Raw genomic sequence first — 19,528 nt, 5'->3', positions numbered from 1 at the left:
TTCACCCGCGAAGGGCCGCAAGGCGGCCCCAGAGATTTCAGGCAACTGCAGGGCGAGCTGACTCAGCACTGAAATCGCGGCTGGCCTGCACCAGCATGCGGGTGTACTCATGGCTGGCGAGGTCCTGGCTCAGGGCCTGGCTGTCGAGGCGCTCGACGATGCGCCCTTGTTGCATCACCGCGACCTTGTCGCACAGGTGGCTGACCACACCGAGGTCGTGGGTGACCATCAGGTAGGTGAGTTTCTCGCGCTGGCGCAGGTCGGCCAGCAAGTTGAGAATCTCGGCCTGTACCGAGACGTCCAGCGCCGAGGTCGGCTCATCCAGCAACAGTACCCGCGGCTGCAGAATCAGCGCGCGGGCAATCGCCACGCGCTGGCGCTGGCCACCCGATAACTGATGCGGGTAGCGATAGCGAAAGCTGTCGTTGAGGCCGACCTTGAGCAGGATGTCGTTGATGCGATCATCACGCTCGCCGATGCCATGAATGGTCAGCGGTTCGCGCAGCGCGGTATCGATGGTGTGGCGCGGGTGCAGCGAACCGTACGGATCCTGGAACACCATCTGGACCTTGCGAAAGTGATCCTTGGGGATCTTCTGCTGCAAGGGCACACCGGCAATGCTCAGCGCCCCGCTCCAGTGCCGATACTGCCCGGCCAGGCAGCGCAGCACGGTGGTCTTGCCGGAGCCGGACTCGCCGACCAGGCCGAACGACTGGCCGTCCTCGACGGTCAGGTTGACGTCATGCAGCACCTGGTTGACGGCAGCGCCGACGCCAAAGCTGAGGTTCAATGCGTGTGCTTGGATCATGGACATGGGCAGTTACCTCAGCAGGTGAGCCAGAGCGGGTCGCGTTGCAGGACCGGCAAGCGCGGGCGACGGTTGTCCATGCTCGGCAAGGCTGCCAGCAGGCCACGGGTATAAGGGTGTTCGGCGTACTGCAGGTCACACGCGGCAAGTGACTCGACCACCCGCCCGGCGTACATCACCAGCACCCGATCGCAGTAGTTGCGCACCAGGTTGAGGTCGTGGCTGACGAAAATCAGGCCCATCTGCTGCTCGACCACCAGCTCTTCAAGCACGCTGAGCACCTGTTGGCGTACCGAGACGTCCAGCGCCGAGGTCGGCTCGTCGGCGATGATCACTTCCGGGTTGGTGATCACCATCATGGCGATCATGATGCGCTGGCCCATGCCTCCGCTGACTTCGTGCGGGTACAGGTTGTAGACGCGCTTGGGGTCACGGATATGGACTTTTTCGAGCATCAGCATGACCCGCTCACGGGCCTCGCTGCGGCTGGCCTTGTGGTGCGCCAGGTAGGCTTCGGCGATCTGCTCGCCGACCTTGACCACCGGATTGAGCGAGTATTTGGGGTCTTGCATGATCATCGAAATGCGCTGACCACGGATCTTCTGCATGGCCTTTTCACTGGCGCTGAGCAGGTCGACATCGCCGAACTGCAGGGCCTTGGCGGTGATCTGGGTGCTGCCTGGGTGCAGCTTGAGCAGGCTGCGGCCAACCGTGGACTTGCCCGAGCCGGACTCACCAACAATCGCCAGCTTCTCGCGGCCCAGGGTGAACGACACATCGCGCACCGCGTGCATTTCTTTCTTGCCATTGACGAAGCGCACATTGAGCGAATCGACATTGAGTTTGAGCGTCGACATAAAGCCTCCAGTTACTCGCTACGCGGGTCGAGAATGTCCCGCAGGCCATCGCCCAACAGGTTGAACGCCAGGCTCACCAGCATGATCGCGGCGCCCGGTACGGCTACCAGCCACCAGCACTCGAGCATGTAGCGGCGCCCGGTCGAAATCATCGCGCCCCACTCCGGCAGCGGCGCCTGCGCGCCGAGGCCGAGAAAGCCCAGCGCTGCGGCGGTGAGGATGATCCCGGCCATGTTCATGGTCAGGCGGATGATCACCGACGACATGCACATCGGCACGATGTGCCGGAGGATGATCCGCGTCGATGACGCGCCCTGCAGCTCGACGGCAACAACAAAGTCAGCCTTGCGCAGCGACAGGGTTTCAGCCCGCGCCAGACGCGCGATTGGCGGCCACGACGTCAGGGCGATCGCCACCACCGCATGCTCCAGGCCAGGGCCGAGGGCCGCAATGAACGCCAGCGCCAGAACCAGGCTGGGGAACGAGATGAAGATGTCGGTGATGCGCATGAACACCGTATCGACGATGCCGCCGAAGTAACCGGAGACGGTGCCGATGAACAACCCGATCGGGCCGACGATGATGGTCACCAGGGCAATGATGTAGAGGGTGATCCGGGCGCCATAGACCAGCCGGCTGAAGATGTCGCGGCCGTACTCGTCAGTGCCGAACCAGTGCGCCGCACCCGGTGCCTGCAAGGCATTGGCAAGGTTTTGCACGACCGGGTCGTGGGTGGCGATCCACGGTGCGAACGCAGCCACTACGACCAGCAGCAGCGCGACCAGCAGACCAGCCAGGGTCATCGGGTTGCGCAGCAGGTGGCGCAGCACGCGCAGGCTGCTTTTGTAGAAGGCGTCAAGGCTGGACGCCGGGGTGTTGTCGGCCTGCCGTTTGGCAGCGGTTTCAGTGGTAGAGATGTTGGCTATCATCGGCATGCTCTCTCGGTGCAATCATGGCCCGGCAGGACACTCGCAGGCGTCCCGGCGGGGTTCAGCGTTGCTTGTAGACGCCCAGGTAACGGGTCGCCTCGGCGTCGTCGCCGGTGAAGCCCTTGACGTCGGCCGCGCTGACCGCGGTGTCGGTCATCTGCGAGATCATCATGATCGGCCCGACCTGCTTGTCGTACAGGGTCTGCGCCTGGTGGTAGAGCTTGAGACGCTGGTCGGCGTCGCGCTCGACCCCGGCTCGATCGATCAGCTCGTTGAGCTGCTGGTTGAAGAACGATGCGCGCCAGCCCTGGAAGTTAGGCAGGCCGGCGGCGTCACTGTTGTCGGGGTTGTAGACGAAGGTGCGCAGGCTGAAGTACGGGTGCGGGTAACGCTCGGCACCGCGTGCGACGATCATCTCGAAGTTGCGCGCGCGCATGGCGCCGTACACCTGGTTGCCGGTGCCGGTGACGATGGTGGCCTTGATCCCGCCCTCGGCCAGGGTCGCCTGCATACGTGCGGCAATGTCGATGAACGGCGGCTCGGACAAGGTCCGAATGGTCGTATTGAAGCCGTTCGGGTAGCCCGCTTCGGCGAGCAGCGCCTTGGCCTTGGCGACGTTCATGGTGTAGCCAGGGTCAGGCAGGCGGGCAGCCAGGCCCAGCTGCATCGGTTGCTGGTTGAGGGTGCCGTAGTGCGGCATGACCTGCTGGTCGATGCCCTGATAGTCGATCAGGTTGCGCACCGCTTCGCGCACTTGCTGTTTGGCGAACTCGGGCTGTTTCATGCTCATCGCCACGTAGTACATGGTGCCGCGCTGCAGCGCCTGGACCTGCAACGCATCCGAGCGCTCGATTGCCTTGATATCCGGCGCAGCCATGCCGTAGGCCAGGTCGAGGTCACCGCGCTCGAGCATCAGGCGCAGCGACTGCGATTCGGTCATGTGCCGCACCAGCACGCGCTTCATCTTCGCCGGCCCGGCCCAGTAACCGTCGAAGCGGGTCATCACCAGGCTGTCATTGGCGCTCCATTTGCTCAATGTGAACGGGCCGCTGCCAGCTTCGTTGGTGACCAGCCAGGCAGCACCGAGGTCGCCGTTTTTCTCGTGTTGCAGGGCCTGCTTGCGGTCTACGACGACCGCGCTAGGCGAAATCGCCAGCGAGTCGATCACCAGCAAAGGATCGGTCGGCTGCGGCAGATCGATCACCAGCGTGTGCGCGTCGGTGGCACGGATAGACGCCTGAATGTTGTCGAGGTTGTAGCCGTAGGCCTTCCAGGTGGTGGCCAGGCCGAAGTTGAGCTTCATCACCCGATACAGCGACCAGGCCACGTCTTCAGCGGTCAGCGGGTTACCGGAGTGGAACTTGACGTCGCTGCGCAGCTTGAAGGTGATCTGCTTGCCGTCTTCACTCACCGTCCAGCTTTCAGCCAGTTGCGGCACGTGCCGCTCGGGGTTGCCGTTGTCGCGCTTGACCAAGGTGTCGTAGAGGTTGGCGTTGATCCCGGAAGCGTCCAGGCCAGGCGCGTTGGCCGGGTCGATGGAGAACAGGTTGACCATGCTCATGCCGACGATCAACTGGTCGGCGGGGGTTTTCGCCTGGGCTGCCAGCATCGGGCTCAGCGCCAGGATCGCGCCGAACAGGCTGTTGCGCAGGGTCGGAAATACAATATTCATGGGGCATCCTTTTTATAGTTATGGGTTCGCGCTTGCCGCGCAGGCTTAGCGGGTCCTTGGATCGAACACCTTGTACAGCGCGTCGCTGATCAGGTTGAGGGCAACGAAGATCAAGCCAATCACCAGCACACAGCCCATCACCGCATTCATGTCGCCGAGCATCAGGCTGCTGGTCAGGTACTGGCCGAAGCCCGGCCAGGCAAACACCGTCTCGATCAGCACCGCGCCTTCGAGCAATGAGCCGTAGGCCAGTGCGACCACGGTCAGCAACTGCACGAGGATGTTGCGAAAGGCATGGCCCCAGACCACCTGACGGCGCGACAGGCCCTTGACCCGGGCGGTGATGATGTACTCCTGAGACAGCTGCTCGAGCATGAAGCTGCGAGTCATGCGGCTGATGTAGGCCACCGAGTTGAGGCCCAGGATCAGCGCCGGCAGGACGATATGCCGCAGCGCGCTGGTGAAGGCTTCCCAGTCGCGGGCCAGGGCGGTGTCGATCAGCAGCAGGCCGGTGACGTCCGGCACCATGCCGTCGTAGGCAAGATCGATCCGCCCTGCTCCGCCAGCCCAGCCGAGCCAGGCGTAGAACACCAGCAGGCCCATCATGCCGACCCAGAAGATCGGCGTGGAGTAACCGAACAGAGTGATTACCCGCGCCAGGTGATCGCCCATACGCCCCTGATTGCTGGCAGCGACAACGCCCAGTGGCAGGCCGATGAGGATGCCGAACAGGATCGCCAGGGTGGCCAGTTCGATGGTCGCCGGGAACACCCGTTTGATGTCTTCCAGCACCGGGTGACCGGTCAGCAGGGCGTTGCCGAAATCACCGTGCAGGAGGTCGTTGAGGTACATGCCGAACTGGGTCCAGATCGGCTGATCCAGACCCATCGCCCGATAGACCTGGTCATAGGTGGAGCTGTCGGCGTCTGGACCGACCACGGCCAGCACCGGGTCCAGCGGCATTACCCGACCAATGAAGAAGGTCAGCGCCAGCAAACCGAGCAGGGTCACCAGCACCGTACTCGCCCGGCGGGCAGTACCGGACGCGCGCGCGCCCAGCACAGAGGCAGTCGAAACAAACATAACAGGCTCCTGAAAAAGCGTTTACCAATCACCGGCCGGCCTGGGGCGGTGCGCCCCGGCTCGACTCAACGCGACTTGTAGACGTCCTTGTAACGGGTGGTGGCCGCGGTATGGCCCTGGTAATCCTGAACATCGTGGTAAAGCACCACGGTGTCGGTCATTTGCGACACGGGCAGGATCGCCCCCACCTGCTCGTCGAGGGTGGCCTGGATCTGCTGGTACTGGGCCTGTTGCCGGGCTTTGTCGGGTTCGACTTCGGCTTGCTCGATCAGGCTGTTCAACTCAGGGCTGTAGAACGACGTACGCCAGCCCTGGAAATTGCTCAGTTTGGCTTCGTCGCGGTTGTCCGGGTTGTACACCAGGGTGCGTAGGCTTGAATGCGGATGGCGCTCGGCCCCGCCGCCGCCACGCCCGACCAGGATGTCGAAGCTGCGCTCACGCATGGCGCCGTAGATCTGGTTACCGGTGCCGGTGACGATGGTTGCCTGGATGCCGGCCTGGGCCAGGGTCGCTTGCAGGCTGGAGGCAATGTTGATGAACGGCGGCTCGGTGAGGACACGAATGGTGGTCTTGAAGCCGTTCGGGTAACCGGCGTCAGCCAACAGCTGTTTCGCCTCGGCGACGTTCAAGGTGTAGCCCGGATCATCCAGCCGCGCCGGCAAGCCGAGCGGCAGCGGGCGCTGGTTGAGCTGGCCGTAGTGCGGCATGACCGTCTGGTTGATGCCCTGATAGTCGATCAGCGAGCGCACTGCCTTGCGTACACGGGCATCGTCATAGGGTTTGTTCTTGACGCTCAGTGCCACGTAGTAAAGGGTGCCGCGCTGGACGGTCTGGGTGCGAACCTTGTCGGACTTTTCCAGTGCTTCGATATCCGGTGCTGACATGCCCTTGGCCAGATCCAGATCACCGCGCTCGACCATCAGGCGCAGCGACTGCGATTCGGTCATGTTGCGCATGACGATGCGCTTGAGCTTGGCCGGGCCACCCCAGTAACCGTCGAAGCGGGTCATCAGGATCACATCGTTGGCGCGCCAGTCATTGAGAATGAACGGGCCGCTGCCGGCCGCATGAGTGGTCAGCCAGGCGCCGCCCATGTCATTGCCTTTCTGGTGCTGCTGGACCACTTTGCGGTCGAGGATGAAGGCGCTGGGCGAAGTGGCCAGGGTGTTGAGCACCAGCATCGGGTCGGTCGGGCGTGGCAGTTCGAGGACGAAGGTATGCTCGTCGCTGGCGCGCAGGTACTGCTCGGCGTTGCCGGCATTGAAACCATAGGCCTTCCAGGTCGACGCCAGGGCCAGGTTGAGCTTGAGCACGCGCTGCAGCGACCAGGCTACGTCTTCGGCGCTGAGGGCGTTGCCGGACTGGAATTTGACGTCCTTGCGCAGGTTGAAGGTAAGGGTCTTGCGGTCTGCGCTGACCTGCCAGCTTTCGGCCAGGGCCGGCAGCAGCTGGTCGGGTTGTTTGACATCCTGCACCAGCAGCATGTCGTACAGGTTGGCATTGACCTCGGAAACATCCAGCCCGGTCGCCGCAGCGGGGTCGAGCGAGAGCAGGTTGATCATGCTCATGCCGACGATCAACTGATCGGCCGGGGTCTTGGCGAATGCTGCAGGGACCGAGGTGAGTGCCAGCGACGCGGCAAACACCCCTGCCCAGAATGTGGGGAGTACGTTCATGTGAGATAGCCTTTTTATAGTTATTGGACTCTCGGGCGGCACGCGATGGCGCGTGCCGCCATGCACGAATCAGAAGCTGTGCAGGGTATTGGTCTCGACGTAGTCGAAGTCGATCTCCTCGCCCAAGCCCGGCAGGTCGGACAAGTGCACGAAGCCGTCCTGGTCCATCGGGTCGACCAGGCGCTTGAGGTAGGCCGGGACGTCGTCGTACTCGAGGAACGGGTGCAGCAGGCCGCGCTCGTACCAGCTGCAGTTCTTGATGGCGCCGACCACCGCAAGGTTGGCCGCGCCGTTGCCGTGGATCTCGCAGTCCATGCCAAACGCTTCGGCCATGTGCGCAACCTTCAGGCACGGGGCGATCCCGCCGACACCGGCAACCCCGGCGCGGAGAATGTCACAGACATCGTTCTTGACCCAGCTGGCGCGGCTCAGGTGCTTGCCGCCCAGGCTTTCCGGGCCAAGGATAGGGATGTCCAGCTGCCCCGCCAGCCAGGCATAGGACTCGGCCGAGTCTTCCATCATTGGCTCTTCGAACCAGGCGAAGTCGAGCTTCTCCAGCGCGCGGCCAACGGTCAGCGCTTCGGTCCGGCTGTACCAGTGGTAGCCATCGATCATCAACGCGATGTCCGGGCCAACCGCCTCACGCACCGCCGCGCAGGCCTTGATATCCATGCTCACGCTCGGCGCGAACGACACCGGCGGCATCCAGGTGTGCAGCTTGATTGCCTTGTAGCCACGCTTGACCAGGGTTTCGGCGAAGCGGCCGTACTCTTCCGGGGTCGACAGCCCACCTTCGAGCTCATCGCCACACATGGTTGAACCGTACGCCGGAACCTTGTCGCGAAAGCCACCGATCAGCTTGTGCACCGGCAGGTTCAGCTTGCGCCCGGCCCAGTCCCACAGCGCCTGTTCAACCAGCGCCAGCGCGCGGTCGGTCAACTGGCTGGCACTGCCGCGCTGCCAGTGTGCCAGGTCGTGCCAGATCTTTTCGCGGTCGAAGGCGTTGGCGCCGACCAGCACTTTGCGCACGAAGCCATCCAGCACATACGGGCGAATCAGCTCGGGCGCACCCAGTGCAAAACCCTCGTTGCCGCATTCGGTCTTGATCCGCAGCAAGGCCATTTTGGCCTGGGTGACATCGCCCGGATGGGCATGGCCGGCGCTGTCTACGGCGCGTCGGGTGGGGTAGGAAAATACCTGGACGTTTACTGCAGTGATGATCATGGACGTCTGAGCCTTCTTATTGGAATTGTGGCGGAAAGGTCACGCTCTGGGGATGATCCTACGTCATCATACAACAATTGAAAAGCACCCCTTTGAAACTTTATAAACCGCGCAAAACCTCCCTTCTCTATACGCCATCAGCGACCTGCCATCCCGCCACTAAACCCCACAAACCTTGATATAGATGGCCTAATCTATGTCATCAGACAACATTTCAATAAAAAATAGACAACCCTAAAGTTGTACGATAACTTATTTGAAATATTTGCCACGGAGGGCATCCCCCACCCCGCACCCATCCTCACTGCCCGACCTCATAACGACCTCAACAAAAACAAAAAAAGAAGATCGCATGAACACCACACTCCGCACGCTTATCGCTGTCAGCACGCTTGGCCTGTCGCTCTACGCCCACGCAGATTCGGCCAGCATCAACTACCGGCACGGCTTTACCGAAGACGACAGCATTCACTCCGACCGGATCAAGCTGAACTACCGGATGGACAGTGGCCTGGGTTTTGGCGCCGAGATCAAATACAAGACTGCCGGCGACCGCGAAGACGTCGCCTACGACAACATGGTCAACAACGGCCATGAATTCACCGTCGACTACAACCACAAGCTCAGTGCCAAATCGACGCTGACCCCGGCCTTCCAGATGGACAGCTCGAAAGACGCCACCACCTACAAGTTCGGCCTCAAGTACAGCTACAAGATCAGCGACACCTGGTACGTCGCCAGCCGCGTACGCCACGACGCGCGCAGCCTCGACCGTGATCAGATCGATCACAGCAAAGAGCACCGCGCCAAGGACAACCAGAACACCACGCGCCTGGAAGGCTGGCTCGGCTACACCCCCAAAGGGCCGTGGGCGTTCGAGTACCAGTACATCCACTTCAGTACCGATTACATCCGCTACGACAACAAGAAAAGCGACTACGAGCAGAACCTGATCATCAAGTACAAGCTCAACAAACAGTGGGCGCCATTCATGGAGATCGGCGACATCAAGGTCAATTCCTACACCGATGACCGCCAGGCGCGCTGGCGCCTGGGCATCCAGTACAACTTCATGTAAGGCCTCGCTGGCGGGCGGCCACAAGGCCTGCCCGCTGCTACCGAGCACCGCCGAACCTGCACCTCCAACTACAGGCACCCGCCATGACTGCACCCTCCTCCACCTCGACCAAACCCTTCAACCGCCTGCTGCTGACCGGCGCTGCCGGCGGCCTCGGGCAGATCCTGCGCGATGCCTTGCAGGCGCACGCCAATGTCGTGCGAGTATCCGATATCAGTGAGATGGCGCCCGCTGCCGGCGACCATGAAGAAGTGGTCAGCTGCAATCTGGCCGACAAAGCCGGCGTGCATGCGCTGGCCGATCAGGTGGATGCCATCGTCCACCTGGGCGGTATATCCACAGAGCGCAGGTTCGAAGATATTCTCGACGCGAACATTCGCGGCACCTTTCATATCTATGAAGCGGCGCGCCTGCACGGTATCAAACGGGTGGTGTTCGCCAGCTCCAATCACGTCACCGGGTTTTACCCGCAGGATGTCCAGCTCGATGCTCATTCGCCGCGCCGACCGGACTGCTACTACGGGCTGTCGAAAGCCTACGGCGAAGACCTGGCGACGTTTTATTTCCACCGCTACGGCATTCAGACCGTGAGTTTGCGCATAGGCTCGTCATTCCCGGAACCGCGTAACCTGCGCATGCTCTCGACCTGGCTGAGCTACGCCGACCTGGCCCACCTGGTCGAACGCGCGCTGCTCGCAGAGGACGTCGGCCACACCGTGGTGTATGGCGTGTCTGCCAACCGTGACCTGTGGTGGAACAACCGCTACGCCACGCACCTGGGCTTTGCGCCGCAGGACAGCTCCGAGCAGTTTAGGGGCAAGCTGGAGCAACTGCCCCAAGCCGCGGCGGACGAGCGCAGTGCCCTGCTGCAAGGCGGCGCCTTTACCAGCGCTGGACCATTCGATTGAGTCCGCTCAGGTCGCAGCGGATCAGCCATGCAACCCGGCAAGTACCTCGGCCCGCGTGGTGACTTGGCGAAAGTGGTGCTGCCACAGCTCGATACCGAGTTTGCCGGAACGGTCCAGCGACGAGCCGATGGTGAGGTCGGTGACCAGCGTCGGCGACAGACCGGCATCGAACAGGGCAAAGCCTGCGGCGAGCACGCAGGTTTCAGTTTGCAGACCACACACCAGCACACGCTCGACGTCCATCTGCTTGAGATAGTCGAGCATCGCTGCAGTGGGCCCGTAGCCGTGCTTGATAAACACCTGATCGACCTCCACCAGGCACTCATCCTGCGCCGCAGGGTGCCAGCCGAGCTGGCGCTCGAAGGGCGTCACCTGCTCGTCATGCAACTCGACCGAGGCAATGGTGGGGATGCGCGCAGAAAACGCCCGCACACCATCAACCAGCCATTCCGGCGGGCTGAACGTGGCCTGAACATCGACAACAAGCAAAACCTGACGCATAGGTTGTTCCGAATACCTGCAGAAGCCGGGCATTATATCGACGGATCGGCATGCCGGGTGTTTCCCGCCGGGATTGCCTCTGTTCTTTAGCTGCGGCGCACGACAAAGCGCTGCAGCATCCGCTGCTCGCCCGCGCGTCAGGAGACCCGAATGCACCACCCCACAACCGCCCACGGCGCAGTCGCGCAGGGCCCGCACGCGCTCTATCGCAGGGTTACCTGGCGGCTTATCCCGTTTCTGTGCCTGTGCTACCTGGCGGCCTACCTGGACCGCATCAACGTCGGCTTCGCCAAGTTGCAGATGCTGACTGACCTGCAGTTCAGCAGCGCCGCGTATGGCCTGGGCGCGGGCTTGTTCTTCGTCGGCTATATCCTCTTCGAGGTACCCAGCAACCTGATCCTGCAACGGGTCGGCGCCAAGCTGTGGATCGCCCGCATCATGATCACCTGGGGCCTGCTGTCGGCCTGCACGCTGCTGGTAACCACCACCACTCAGTTCTACCTGGTGAGGTTTCTGCTCGGCGCGGCCGAAGCGGGCTTTCTGCCGGGCGTGCTGTTCTACCTGACCCAGTGGTACCCAAGCTACCGGCGCGGGCGGATCATTGCCCTGTTCATGATTGGCCTACCGCTGTCGAGCGTGATCGGCGGGCCGTTGTCTGGCTGGATCATGAGCAGCTTCGACCAGTTGCACGGCCTGCGCGGCTGGCAGTGGCTGTTCTTGCTGGAGGCGATCCCCAGTGTGCTGCTGGGCGTTGCGACCCTGTGGATTCTGCCCAACAGCTTCCAGCAGGCACGCTGGTTGTCTGATGACGACAAGGCGCAACTGGCTGCCGACCTCGCGGCAGACGATGCCGAAGACACAGGCAGCAAGCAGCGTTTTCGCGATGGCTTCTTCAACCTCAAGGTGTGGATGCTCGGCGGCATCGACTTTTCGATTTTGCTCAGCGCCTATGCCATGGGGTTCTGGATGCCGACCTTCATCCGCGACGCGGGGGTCAGCGATACCTTCCACATTGGCCTGCTCACGGCCATTCCGAGCCTGGCAGCGCTGATCGGCATGCTGCTGATCGGCGCCAGTTCCGACCGCTATCGCGAACGCCGCTGGCACATCATCGTGCCCTTCATTGTCGGCGCGATTGCCATGACCAGCAGCACCTTGTTCAGCCATGACCTGCTGATGACGGTACTGCTGTTTGCCATCGCTTCAGCAGCGATCATCGGTGCAGTGCCAGTGTTCTTCAGCCTGCCGGCGACCTTTCTCAAGGGCACTGCGGCGGCCACTGCCTTCGCCCTCGCCTGCTCGCTGGCGAACATTGCCGGGCTGGTCAGCAACTCGCTGATGGGAGTGATGACCGACCTGACCGGCAACGCCCATGCCGCGCTGTGGGCATTTGCCGTCTGCCTGCTGCTCAGTTGCCTGCTGGTGATCGCTCTGCCGGCCAGGCTGGTCAACCGTTGATAGCCGCCGTAGCGGCGCGGCGTCATCCCATCGTCAGTTGGGTGGCAATGGCCGCGCAAAAGCCCAGCAGGCATATCAGCGCAACCGCATAGCAGATCGTTCGCCACGGCTGCACACCGGCCAGATAGGTCAGTGTTGTGGAACGCCAACACGCTTAAGCGCAGGTGGCCCTGATAGCAAGAGATCGCAAGCATCTTGAGAAACAGCAGCACAACACACAGCGCATACACCTGCAGGGCGTCATTCATGCTGGACGCTCACTGCTAACGCCTCGGATGGCCAAATACAGCAGCGGCCCCAGCGAGACGAACACCGCGGTCAGCAGCAAGTAAGGCAGCAGAGAAATCCATGTTCCACGACGGCGACAGTTATCGCTGACCATCCAGCAGCAGCCCAGCCCTGCCATCAGATACAGGTCGATGACGACCTGAGCTGTATCAGGCCGCGCCATCAGTTCCAGGCCAAACGCGACGAGCGACTGCTCGGCATTCAGCAGGGTCCAGCCGGTATACGCCGCAAACGGCACCAGCAAGGTCAGGGCAAGCAAACGCGGGGTCATCAGCCACTCCTTGGGTAGGGTTCGCCGGCAGAGTAGTGATAGTGTTGCGCCCTCTCAATGACCTGACAGGTCATGGACACAAGGCACCAAGGACGGTCAGAGTCGACGTATGAACCAGCCAATTTTCCATCGCCAGCAACCGGCCCCGAGCGCCTCGGCCGGTCAGCAGGTCCGCCAGTTGCGTCAGCAGGCGCGCCTCAGCCAGCTCGAACTGGCGCTGCTGGCCGGGGTTTCGCAGCGTCACTTAAGCTGCGTCGAAACTGGCCGTGCCAAAGCCAGCCCGAGCACTCTGCATGCCCTGCTCTCGGCGCTGGCCGCACCGCTGGAGCAGTGCAACCAGGTGTTCGTCGCCGCCGGCTACGCCCCGCGCTACGCCACATCGCCGCTGGACGCGCCGGAGCTGAAGATGGTCCACGAAGCTATCGAACATATTCTGCACGCGAACAACCCGGCGCCGGCCATCGTCATCGCCAGCAACTGGGATGTCACCGCGGCCAATGCCAGTGCCGGCTTGCTGTTTGCCATGGCCGGCATCGCGCCCGAGGCGACTGCGCGGCTGAATTTGCTCGACACACTGCTGCGCCCCGGCGGGTTGGGTGATCGGCTGGCCAATGCCGACGAGATTCGCGCGGTCGCCTGGCAGCGTGCGTCGCGGGAGGCCGTGGCTAGTCCCGAGCTCGCGCAGTTACTACGCGAGCTGCCGGCTCCCGCTGCTCAACTGCACGCGCCCGCAGCCATGCCGGTGTTGCTGACGCGGGTGAATACAGCGCAGGGTGAGCTGAGGTTTCTGTCAACCTTCACCACCTTTGGCATGCCGCTGGACATCACCGTGGAGTCGATGCGGATCGAGCATCTGATTCCGGCAGATGCGCCGACCCGGCAGCGGATGACGGCGGCGTATGAGCATTGGCTCGCTGGCTAACGCGTCGAGCCGCCAGCAGCAGCGCTGAGCAGCAAGCCGCGAAGCTGCTGCATGGCCGGCGTTTCCTGACTAGCCTGGCGTGTAACCAACTCATACGGGTCACTCACCGACTGGATCGCCAGCGGCAGAATGCAGATGCGGTGATGCTGCAGACACTGCTGGGCCACATCGATAGACACCAGCGCGACGAATTCAGGCTGGTTCTGCAACAGCGACAACGTCGCCAGAATCGACGTGGTTTCCACCAGGTGCAGCGGGAAGCGCAGGCCGGCATCGTGGAATTCACGTTCCAGTTGCACGCGCATGGGCATGTTCGCCCGGTAGACAATCCAGCGGTTCTCGGCCAGCTGCTCCAGGCTCAAGGTCGCGGCGTCCTTGAGCGGATGATCGACGCTGGCGATCACTGCAAGTGTCTCGTGCTGGACGAACTCACTGGCGAACAAATGCGGTGAGCTGCTGACAGAGGTTCGGCACACAGCCATGTCCAGGCGACCACTCTCAATCTGGCTGAGCAGAAACTGGCTGGTGCCCTCGACGATCTCGAAGGACATTTCCGGCTGGATCGCCGTGAGTTCTGATACCGCCTTCATCAGCAGCGGCACGGCGCCCATGATCGCACCCACCGCAAGCCTGCCGCCGACTCCACGCAAAATCGCATCGAGGTCATGCCGCAGGTTGGACAGGTCGGCCTGGATCACCCGAGCGGATCTGATCGCACAATGGCCGGCAGCGGTCGGCTCCAGGCCACGGTTGGTGCGTCTGAACAGCAGCGTACCAAAGGTCGTCTCGATCTCCTGCAACGCCTTGCTCGCACCGGGTTGAGTAAGCCCGACGCTGTCTGCCGCGCCGAGCAGCGAGCGGTGCGCATCCAGCTCGATCAACAGGCGCAAATGCCTGGCGTGCAGCCGGGACATGATCGAGTTCAACGATGGCGTCATTGGCTATGAGTCCTGGTTATAGCTGTATGGATTGTTCTCAGTACCACAGCCCGCAGGGGATTTCTATACTGGCCCCGCACGATGACGCACCCGGTGCGCCAGCAAGGCCCTGAGATTGGCCAAAAACAAAGAAGCCAAAAGGCTCCAGGAGAGCGCATGTCCCTGATCAACTACATCACTCAAATCCAGTTCGAGGTCGGCGCGATTACGCTGCTGCCCGTCGAATGCCAGCGCATTGGTATAACCCGACCTTTGATCGTGACCGACCGCGGCGTACGCGCCGCCGGGCTGGTCGACCGCGCGCTTGACGCCTTCGAAGGCGCTGACATGGCCTTGCCGATCTACGACGCCACGCCACCCAACCCAAACGAGAGCGCAGTCCGCGAAGCAGTCGCCATGTTCCGCGAATGCAACTGCGACGGCATCATCGCCATTGGTGGCGGCTCGGCCATCGACCTGGCCAAAGGCGTGGCCGTCTGCGCCCGCCATGAGGGCCCACTGAAGCGCTTTGCCGTGATCGAAGGCGGCCTTGCCCACATCACCGCCGCCACTGCGCCAGTGATTGCGGTACCGACCACTGCTGGCACGGGCAGCGAAGTCGGTCGCGGCGCCATCCTGATCCTCGATGACGGTCGCAAAGTCGGCGTGATCTCACCGCATGTAGTCCCTAAGTCAGCCATCTGCGACCCTGCGCTGACCGTAGGTTTGCCCGCCGCAATGACCGCTGCCACCGGCATGGACGCTATTGCGCACTGCCTTGAGACGTTCATGGCGCCTGCGTTCAACCCGCCGGCCGACGGCATTGCCCTGGACGGGCTATGGCGCGCCTGGCGCTTCATCACCGCTGCCACCGCCGACCCGCACAACCTCGAAGCGCGGACCAACATGATGAGCGCGTCACTGCAGGGCGCCCTGGCATTCCAGAAAGGCCTGGGCTGTGTGCATAGCCTGAGCCACGCGCTGGGCGGCATCAATCCGCGCCTGCACCACGGCACGCTCAACGCGATCTTCTTGCCGGCGGTGATTGCCTTCAATCGTCAGGCGGCGACGATGACCGCTGAACAGAAGACGCTGCGCATTGCCCAGGCCATGGGCCTGGCTGACGACAGCCAGATCGAAACGGCCCTGCGTGACATGACCCGTGCCCTGGGCTTGCCGACAGGCCTGCGTGAACTGGGCGTCAGCGAAGCGATGTTCCCAGGCATCATCCAGGGTGCCCTGGCCGACCATAGCCACCGCACCAATCCCCGTGAAGCCAGTGCCGAGGACTACCGCTGGATGCTCGAGGCGTCCATGTAAGCCCAAGCCAACAGCTAATCCCCAATAACAATAAAAGTGAACAGCCATGACCAGTAAATATGCGCAAGCCGAGCTTGACCGCACTGCGGATACGGTAGCCAGCCGAAACCCGTTCAAGAAATACCAGTTCATCACTGTCAGCCTGCTGCTGGTGATCGGCATCATCAACTATGTCGACCGCAGCGCTCTATCGATTGCCAACACCTCGATCCAGCGCGACATGGCCATCACGCCTTCGCAGATGGGCATTCTGCTGTCGGCGTTTTCCCTGGCTTATGCCTTCTCGCAACTGCCGCTGGGGGTGATCATCGATCGCCTGGGCAGCAAACTCTCGCTCGGCGCCGCCTTGTTGGGCTGGTCGGTGGCGCAGACTGCCTCGGGCCTGATCAACAGCTTCTCGGCATTCATCGGCCTGCGCATCGCGCTGGGCATCGGCGAAGCGCCGATGTTCCCCTCGGCGGCCAAGGCCCTGGCGGAATGGTTCGAGGCAGAAAAACGCGGGACGCCCACCGGCATCGTGCTGTCCTCGACCTGCATCGGCCCGTGCATCGCCCCGCCGCTGCTGACCCTGCTGATGATCAACTGGGGCTGGCGCGGGATGTTCATCGCTACCGGCGTGTTCGGCATCGTCATCGCGCTGTGCTGGTTCGCCTTCTACAAGAGCAAGGAGCGTTACCTGGCCGAATTGCCTGCCGAAGAACGCGAGCGCCTGCTGGCGTCGCAGACTCAGCAACAGGCCAACGTGGCGCCAAAGCCAAGTTTGAAATCCCAGCTCAGCGCCTGGGCTGAACTGTTCCGCCACAAGAGCACCTGGGGCGCAGTGCTGGGCTTCATGGGCGTGATCTACATGCTTTGGCTGCACCTGACCTGGCTGCCCGGCTACTTCGAGCGTGAGCACGGTCTGGGCCTGTATCAGACCGCCTGGGTGGTGTCACTGGCTTACGTGTTCGGCGCCTTGGGCACCATCGTCGCCGGCCGGCTCTGCGACCGCCTGGTGAAAAAAGGCGGCACGGTGCTGGGCAGTCGCAAACGGGTGGTGATCAGCGCGTTGCTGGCAGCAGCGGCGTTCACCGTGCCCCTGGCCTTTGGCAGCGGCATTGTGCTCAGCCTGGCCCTGCTCTGCTGCGCCTTGTTCAGCATCAACATGGCCAGCTCCACCGCCTGGATGATCGCCAACACCATCGTCGACAGCCGCCAGGTCGCGTCATTCGGTTCCATTCAGAACTTCGGCGGCTACCTGGCAGGATCGGTGGCACCGATCGTCACCGGCTTCAGCATTCAGCAATCGGGCTCGTTCGCCTCGGCATTCCTCATCAGCGCCGTCGTCGCAGCGGTTGCCGCCATGGCTTACCTGTTGCTGTTGAAGCAGCCGATTTCTTCTGACAAGTAACTGGTTTACGGAGTAGAGCAATGCCACTTACCGGCGAACAAATAATCGGGCATCAACTGATTCGTGGCCAAGGCCGTGAACTGCTGGCGATCAACCCCGCGACTGAAGAGGCCATCCCCGCCCCTGTGTTCAACTGCGCCAGCGCCAACTTGGTCAAACAGGCGTGCGAGCTTGCCGACCAGGCGTTTGACAGCTTGCGTTCGACCAGCCCGGAACGGCGCGCGCAGTTTCTCGAAGCGATTGCCGACGGTATCGTCGGCCTGGGCGCAACGCTGCTCGAGCGCGCCCACAGCGAAACCGGGCTGCCTCTGGCCCGCCTGGAAGGTGAGCGCGGGCGTACCGTGGGCCAACTGCGGCTGTTTGCCTCGGTGCTGCGCCAAGGCCGCTGGCAGCAGGCGACCTTCGACTCTGCCCTGCCTGACCGAGTGCCACTGCCGCGCCCGGATCTGCGTATGTGCAAGGTGGCGCTGGGGCCTGTGGTGGTGTTCGGCGCCAGCAATTTCCCGCTGGCGTTCTCGGTCGCGGGCGGCGACACGGCCTCGGCACTGGCCGCAGGCTGCCCGGTGATCGTCAAGGCGCACCGAGCACACCTGGGCACCAGTGAGCTGGTCGGGCGCGTGATCCAACAGGCTGTGCAGCAACTGGAACTGCCCGAAGGCACTTTCTCGCTGGTGGTGGGTGACGGCAATGACGTTGGCCAACAACTGGTCGCCCACCCGGCCGTCAAGGCCGTTGGCTTCACCGGCTCGCGCAGCGGTGGCCTGGCCTTGCTACGGGCAGCCGCAGCGCGTGCCGAGCCGATCCCGGTGTACGCCGAGATGAGCAGCGTCAACCCGGTGTTCCTGCTGCCAGGCGCACTGGCAGCACGAGCCGAGACAATCGCCGCAGGCTTTGCCGACGCGCTGGCACTGGGCGCCGGCCAGTTCTGCACCAACCCAGGCATCCTGCTGGCCGTTGCAGGGCCTGAGCTGGAAGCGTTCGTTGCCCGTGCCGGTGCCTGCCTGGCTGACAAGGCCAGCCAGACGATGCTCACAACGGGCATTCACCAGGCATACCTGACCGGCCTGCAACGGATCGCTGCGCAGCCCGACACAGCACTGGTCGCCGCTGGCCAGCCGCCTTCTGGCGCGACGCAAGCGCAGGGTCATCTGTACCGCACGACCTTCGCCAATGTCGCGGCCAACCCGCAGCTGCTGGAAGAAGTGTTCGGCCCTGCGGCAATCGTCATCGGTTGCCAGAGCGTGGACCAGATGCTGGCCTTCGCCAGGTCGCTTGAAGGTCAGCTGACGGCAACCCTGCATTTGACGGAGCAGGACCTGGAGGTTGCGCGCAGCCTGGTTCAGACGCTGGAGAAGAAAGCCGGCCGGCTGCTGGTCAACGGCTTCCCTACCGGCGTCGAAGTCTGCGATGCGATGGTCCATGGCGGCCCCTTCCCGGCCACCTCCGACAGCAGCAGCACGTCGGTCGGCTCGACCGCCATCGAGCGCTTCCTGCGACCGGTGTGCTATCAGAACCTGCCGGATGCCTTGCTGCCTGACGCGCTCAAGCAAGACAACCCACTGCAGATCTGGCGCCAGCTTGACGGGGTAACCACAGCGCCGCTTGGCTGAATGAGCTTCGCCAGTAGCCAGCGCAAACGGTGCCCTGGTTACTGGCATCCGCCTGTCAAATACTCACCAGCTCGGTCACCGGCAGTCGATTGGAAGTCTTCAGCTCACGCAGGGAAATATTGGACCTGATACTGGAAACGCCCGGCAGGGTCCTCAGCACTTTTTCGACAAACCGGCTGTAGCTGTCGAGATCTCTAGCCACTACCTGCAACAAAAAGTCGGCCTCCCCCGTGGTGTTGTGACAGCTCAGCACCTGCGGCGCCGATTCGATGATCCGTTCGAATTTTGCAGTCGCTTCCTCACTGTGGTCCGTGCAGGAAATCTGCACGAAAGCCATCACCCCAAGGCCCAGCTTCTTTCTATTGAGCACTGCCTGGTAGCCTTCGATGACCCCACACTGCTCCAGGCGCTTTTGCTTTCGCCAACAGGAGGCTTCGCTCAAGGACAACTGCTCGGCAAGCTTGACGTTGGACAGCCTGCCGTCGCGTTGCAGTCTGTCTGATATCGCAATATCTACCTTATCAAGGCGTTCGGTCATGAAAGGACTCTTCAAAAGGAATGGCTTTAAGCGAAGTTAATTTCAGCCAACCCTCAAAGTCAATTGCACTCTGAAAGG

18 protein-coding genes and 1 pseudogene are annotated in these 19,528 nt (G+C 62.6%); 7 read left to right on the top strand and 12 right to left on the bottom strand.

The features are described from left to right. Positions 1-37: 37 nt before the first annotated feature. The 7 genes from K3F44_RS04675 to K3F44_RS04645 all read right to left on the bottom strand — a co-directional run bounded on the left by K3F44_RS04675 (position 38) and on the right by K3F44_RS04645 (position 8,249). Positions 38-814: an ABC transporter ATP-binding protein gene (locus K3F44_RS04675; protein WP_101318630.1), complete on the bottom strand. Its 777-nt coding sequence runs from the start codon at positions 812-814 to the stop codon at positions 38-40. An 11-nt stretch (positions 815-825) separates the two neighbouring features. Then, positions 826-1,665, bottom strand: coding sequence for an ABC transporter ATP-binding protein (locus K3F44_RS04670; RefSeq protein WP_101318628.1), 840 nt, complete (start codon positions 1,663-1,665; stop codon positions 826-828). An 11-nt stretch (positions 1,666-1,676) separates the two neighbouring features. Then, entirely contained in the window at positions 1,677-2,594 is a 918-nt protein-coding gene (locus K3F44_RS04665) for an ABC transporter permease (RefSeq protein ID WP_178080826.1), read from the bottom strand. 61 nt (positions 2,595-2,655) lie between these two features. Further along, entirely contained in the window at positions 2,656-4,266 is a 1,611-nt protein-coding gene (locus K3F44_RS04660; RefSeq protein ID WP_181108387.1) for an ABC transporter substrate-binding protein, read from the bottom strand. Positions 4,267-4,311: 45 nt separating this feature from the next. Further along, positions 4,312-5,349, bottom strand: coding sequence for an ABC transporter permease (locus K3F44_RS04655; RefSeq protein WP_101318624.1), 1,038 nt, complete (start codon positions 5,347-5,349; stop codon positions 4,312-4,314). A gap of 65 nt (positions 5,350-5,414) precedes the next feature. Beyond that, positions 5,415-7,025 (bottom strand): ABC transporter substrate-binding protein, encoded by a 1,611-nt coding sequence (locus tag K3F44_RS04650; protein WP_150569528.1) that lies wholly within the window; start codon positions 7,023-7,025, stop codon positions 5,415-5,417. Positions 7,026-7,094: 69 nt separating this feature from the next. Beyond that, positions 7,095-8,249, bottom strand: coding sequence for a mandelate racemase family protein (locus K3F44_RS04645; protein ID WP_101318620.1), 1,155 nt, complete (start codon positions 8,247-8,249; stop codon positions 7,095-7,097). Between the two features lie 352 nt (positions 8,250-8,601). On the opposite strand from K3F44_RS04645, the gene K3F44_RS04640 reads away from it, so the two are divergent. Together K3F44_RS04640 and K3F44_RS04635 are read left to right on the top strand one after the other, a co-directional pair. Then, entirely contained in the window at positions 8,602-9,327 is a 726-nt protein-coding gene (locus tag K3F44_RS04640) for an oligogalacturonate-specific porin KdgM family protein (RefSeq protein ID WP_101318618.1), read from the top strand. A gap of 83 nt (positions 9,328-9,410) precedes the next feature. Then, positions 9,411-10,235, top strand: coding sequence for an NAD(P)-dependent oxidoreductase (locus K3F44_RS04635; RefSeq protein WP_220633426.1), 825 nt, complete (start codon positions 9,411-9,413; stop codon positions 10,233-10,235). 21 nt (positions 10,236-10,256) lie between these two features. Here the strand turns inward: K3F44_RS04635 and K3F44_RS04630 are convergent, their stop codons facing one another. Continuing rightward, entirely contained in the window at positions 10,257-10,736 is a 480-nt protein-coding gene (locus tag K3F44_RS04630; protein ID WP_371918899.1) for an isochorismatase family protein, read from the bottom strand. Positions 10,737-10,886: 150 nt separating this feature from the next. On the opposite strand from K3F44_RS04630, the gene K3F44_RS04625 reads away from it, so the two are divergent. Then, positions 10,887-12,194: an MFS transporter gene (locus K3F44_RS04625; RefSeq protein WP_220633425.1), complete on the top strand. Its 1,308-nt coding sequence runs from the start codon at positions 10,887-10,889 to the stop codon at positions 12,192-12,194. Between the two features lie 22 nt (positions 12,195-12,216). Here the strand turns inward: K3F44_RS04625 and K3F44_RS24735 are convergent. Together K3F44_RS24735 and K3F44_RS04620 are read right to left on the bottom strand one after the other, a co-directional pair. Continuing rightward, positions 12,217-12,442 (bottom strand): annotated as a pseudogene (locus tag K3F44_RS24735) (hypothetical protein). After that, on the bottom strand, positions 12,439-12,753 hold the full coding sequence (locus K3F44_RS04620; RefSeq protein ID WP_220633424.1) for a DUF2834 domain-containing protein: 315 nt from the start codon (positions 12,751-12,753) through the stop codon (positions 12,439-12,441). Before K3F44_RS04620 ends, K3F44_RS24735 begins: the two are co-directional and overlap by 4 nt. 109 nt (positions 12,754-12,862) lie before the next feature. On the opposite strand from K3F44_RS04620, the gene K3F44_RS04615 reads away from it, so the two are divergent. Beyond that, positions 12,863-13,675 carry a helix-turn-helix domain-containing protein gene (locus tag K3F44_RS04615; protein ID WP_220633423.1) on the top strand — a complete coding sequence of 271 codons (813 nt, stop codon included), beginning with the start codon at positions 12,863-12,865 and terminating at the stop codon, positions 13,673-13,675. Here the strand turns inward: K3F44_RS04615 and K3F44_RS04610 are convergent. Further along, positions 13,672-14,613, bottom strand: a complete 942-nt coding sequence (locus K3F44_RS04610; RefSeq protein WP_101318606.1) for a LysR family transcriptional regulator — start codon at positions 14,611-14,613, stop codon at positions 13,672-13,674. The two genes, K3F44_RS04615 and K3F44_RS04610, sit on opposite strands and share 4 nt — an antisense overlap. Positions 14,614-14,769: 156 nt before the next feature. On the opposite strand from K3F44_RS04610, the gene K3F44_RS04605 reads away from it, so the two are divergent. From K3F44_RS04605 to K3F44_RS04595, 3 genes are read left to right on the top strand one after another with little or no spacing between them, the layout of a single operon-like run. Further along, a complete protein-coding gene (locus K3F44_RS04605) occupies positions 14,770-15,912 on the top strand; it encodes an iron-containing alcohol dehydrogenase (RefSeq protein WP_150572975.1) in 1,143 nt (380 codons plus the stop codon). A gap of 46 nt (positions 15,913-15,958) precedes the next feature. Beyond that, positions 15,959-17,302 carry an MFS transporter gene (locus tag K3F44_RS04600; RefSeq protein WP_101318603.1) on the top strand — a complete coding sequence of 448 codons (1,344 nt, stop codon included), beginning with the start codon at positions 15,959-15,961 and terminating at the stop codon, positions 17,300-17,302. A gap of 20 nt (positions 17,303-17,322) precedes the next feature. Continuing rightward, positions 17,323-18,912, top strand: a complete 1,590-nt coding sequence (locus K3F44_RS04595) for an aldehyde dehydrogenase (NADP(+)) (RefSeq protein WP_220633422.1) — start codon at positions 17,323-17,325, stop codon at positions 18,910-18,912. A gap of 55 nt (positions 18,913-18,967) precedes the next feature. On the opposite strand, the gene K3F44_RS04590 is transcribed toward K3F44_RS04595, so the two are convergent. After that, a complete protein-coding gene (locus K3F44_RS04590; RefSeq protein WP_220633421.1) occupies positions 18,968-19,450 on the bottom strand; it encodes an Lrp/AsnC family transcriptional regulator in 483 nt (160 codons plus the stop codon). Positions 19,451-19,528: the final 78 nt, after the last annotated feature.

This window comes from Pseudomonas sp. S07E 245 (assembly GCF_019599025.1).
Classification (GTDB): Bacteria; Pseudomonadota; Gammaproteobacteria; order Pseudomonadales; family Pseudomonadaceae; genus Aquipseudomonas; species Aquipseudomonas shirazensis.
Note: the sequence above shows the minus strand (reverse complement) of the source record. Positions and strands in the feature narration are given on the sequence as shown.

Coding starts and splice junctions, on each gene's coding strand:
- K3F44_RS04645 (WP_101318620.1), bottom strand. CDS start 8,249: ATGATCATCACTGCAGTAAACGTCCAGGTATTTTCCTACCCCACCCGA.
- K3F44_RS04635 (WP_220633426.1), top strand. CDS start 9,411: ATGACTGCACCCTCCTCCACCTCGACCAAACCCTTCAACCGCCTGCTG.
- K3F44_RS04655 (WP_101318624.1), bottom strand. CDS start 5,349: ATGTTTGTTTCGACTGCCTCTGTGCTGGGCGCGCGCGCGTCCGGTACT.
- K3F44_RS04675 (WP_101318630.1), bottom strand. CDS start 814: ATGTCCATGATCCAAGCACACGCATTGAACCTCAGCTTTGGCGTCGGC.
- K3F44_RS04660 (WP_181108387.1), bottom strand. CDS start 4,266: ATGAATATTGTATTTCCGACCCTGCGCAACAGCCTGTTCGGCGCGATC.
- K3F44_RS04595 (WP_220633422.1), top strand. CDS start 17,323: ATGCCACTTACCGGCGAACAAATAATCGGGCATCAACTGATTCGTGGC.
- K3F44_RS04620 (WP_220633424.1), bottom strand. CDS start 12,753: ATGACCCCGCGTTTGCTTGCCCTGACCTTGCTGGTGCCGTTTGCGGCG.
- K3F44_RS04600 (WP_101318603.1), top strand. CDS start 15,959: ATGACCAGTAAATATGCGCAAGCCGAGCTTGACCGCACTGCGGATACG.
- K3F44_RS04625 (WP_220633425.1), top strand. CDS start 10,887: ATGCACCACCCCACAACCGCCCACGGCGCAGTCGCGCAGGGCCCGCAC.
- K3F44_RS04670 (WP_101318628.1), bottom strand. CDS start 1,665: ATGTCGACGCTCAAACTCAATGTCGATTCGCTCAATGTGCGCTTCGTC.
- K3F44_RS04610 (WP_101318606.1), bottom strand. CDS start 14,613: ATGACGCCATCGTTGAACTCGATCATGTCCCGGCTGCACGCCAGGCAT.
- K3F44_RS04630 (WP_371918899.1), bottom strand. CDS start 10,736: ATGCGTCAGGTTTTGCTTGTTGTCGATGTTCAGGCCACGTTCAGCCCG.
- K3F44_RS04590 (WP_220633421.1), bottom strand. CDS start 19,450: ATGACCGAACGCCTTGATAAGGTAGATATTGCGATATCAGACAGACTG.
- K3F44_RS04665 (WP_178080826.1), bottom strand. CDS start 2,594: ATGATAGCCAACATCTCTACCACTGAAACCGCTGCCAAACGGCAGGCC.
- K3F44_RS04605 (WP_150572975.1), top strand. CDS start 14,770: ATGTCCCTGATCAACTACATCACTCAAATCCAGTTCGAGGTCGGCGCG.
- K3F44_RS04615 (WP_220633423.1), top strand. CDS start 12,863: ATGAACCAGCCAATTTTCCATCGCCAGCAACCGGCCCCGAGCGCCTCG.
- K3F44_RS04650 (WP_150569528.1), bottom strand. CDS start 7,025: ATGAACGTACTCCCCACATTCTGGGCAGGGGTGTTTGCCGCGTCGCTG.
- K3F44_RS04640 (WP_101318618.1), top strand. CDS start 8,602: ATGAACACCACACTCCGCACGCTTATCGCTGTCAGCACGCTTGGCCTG.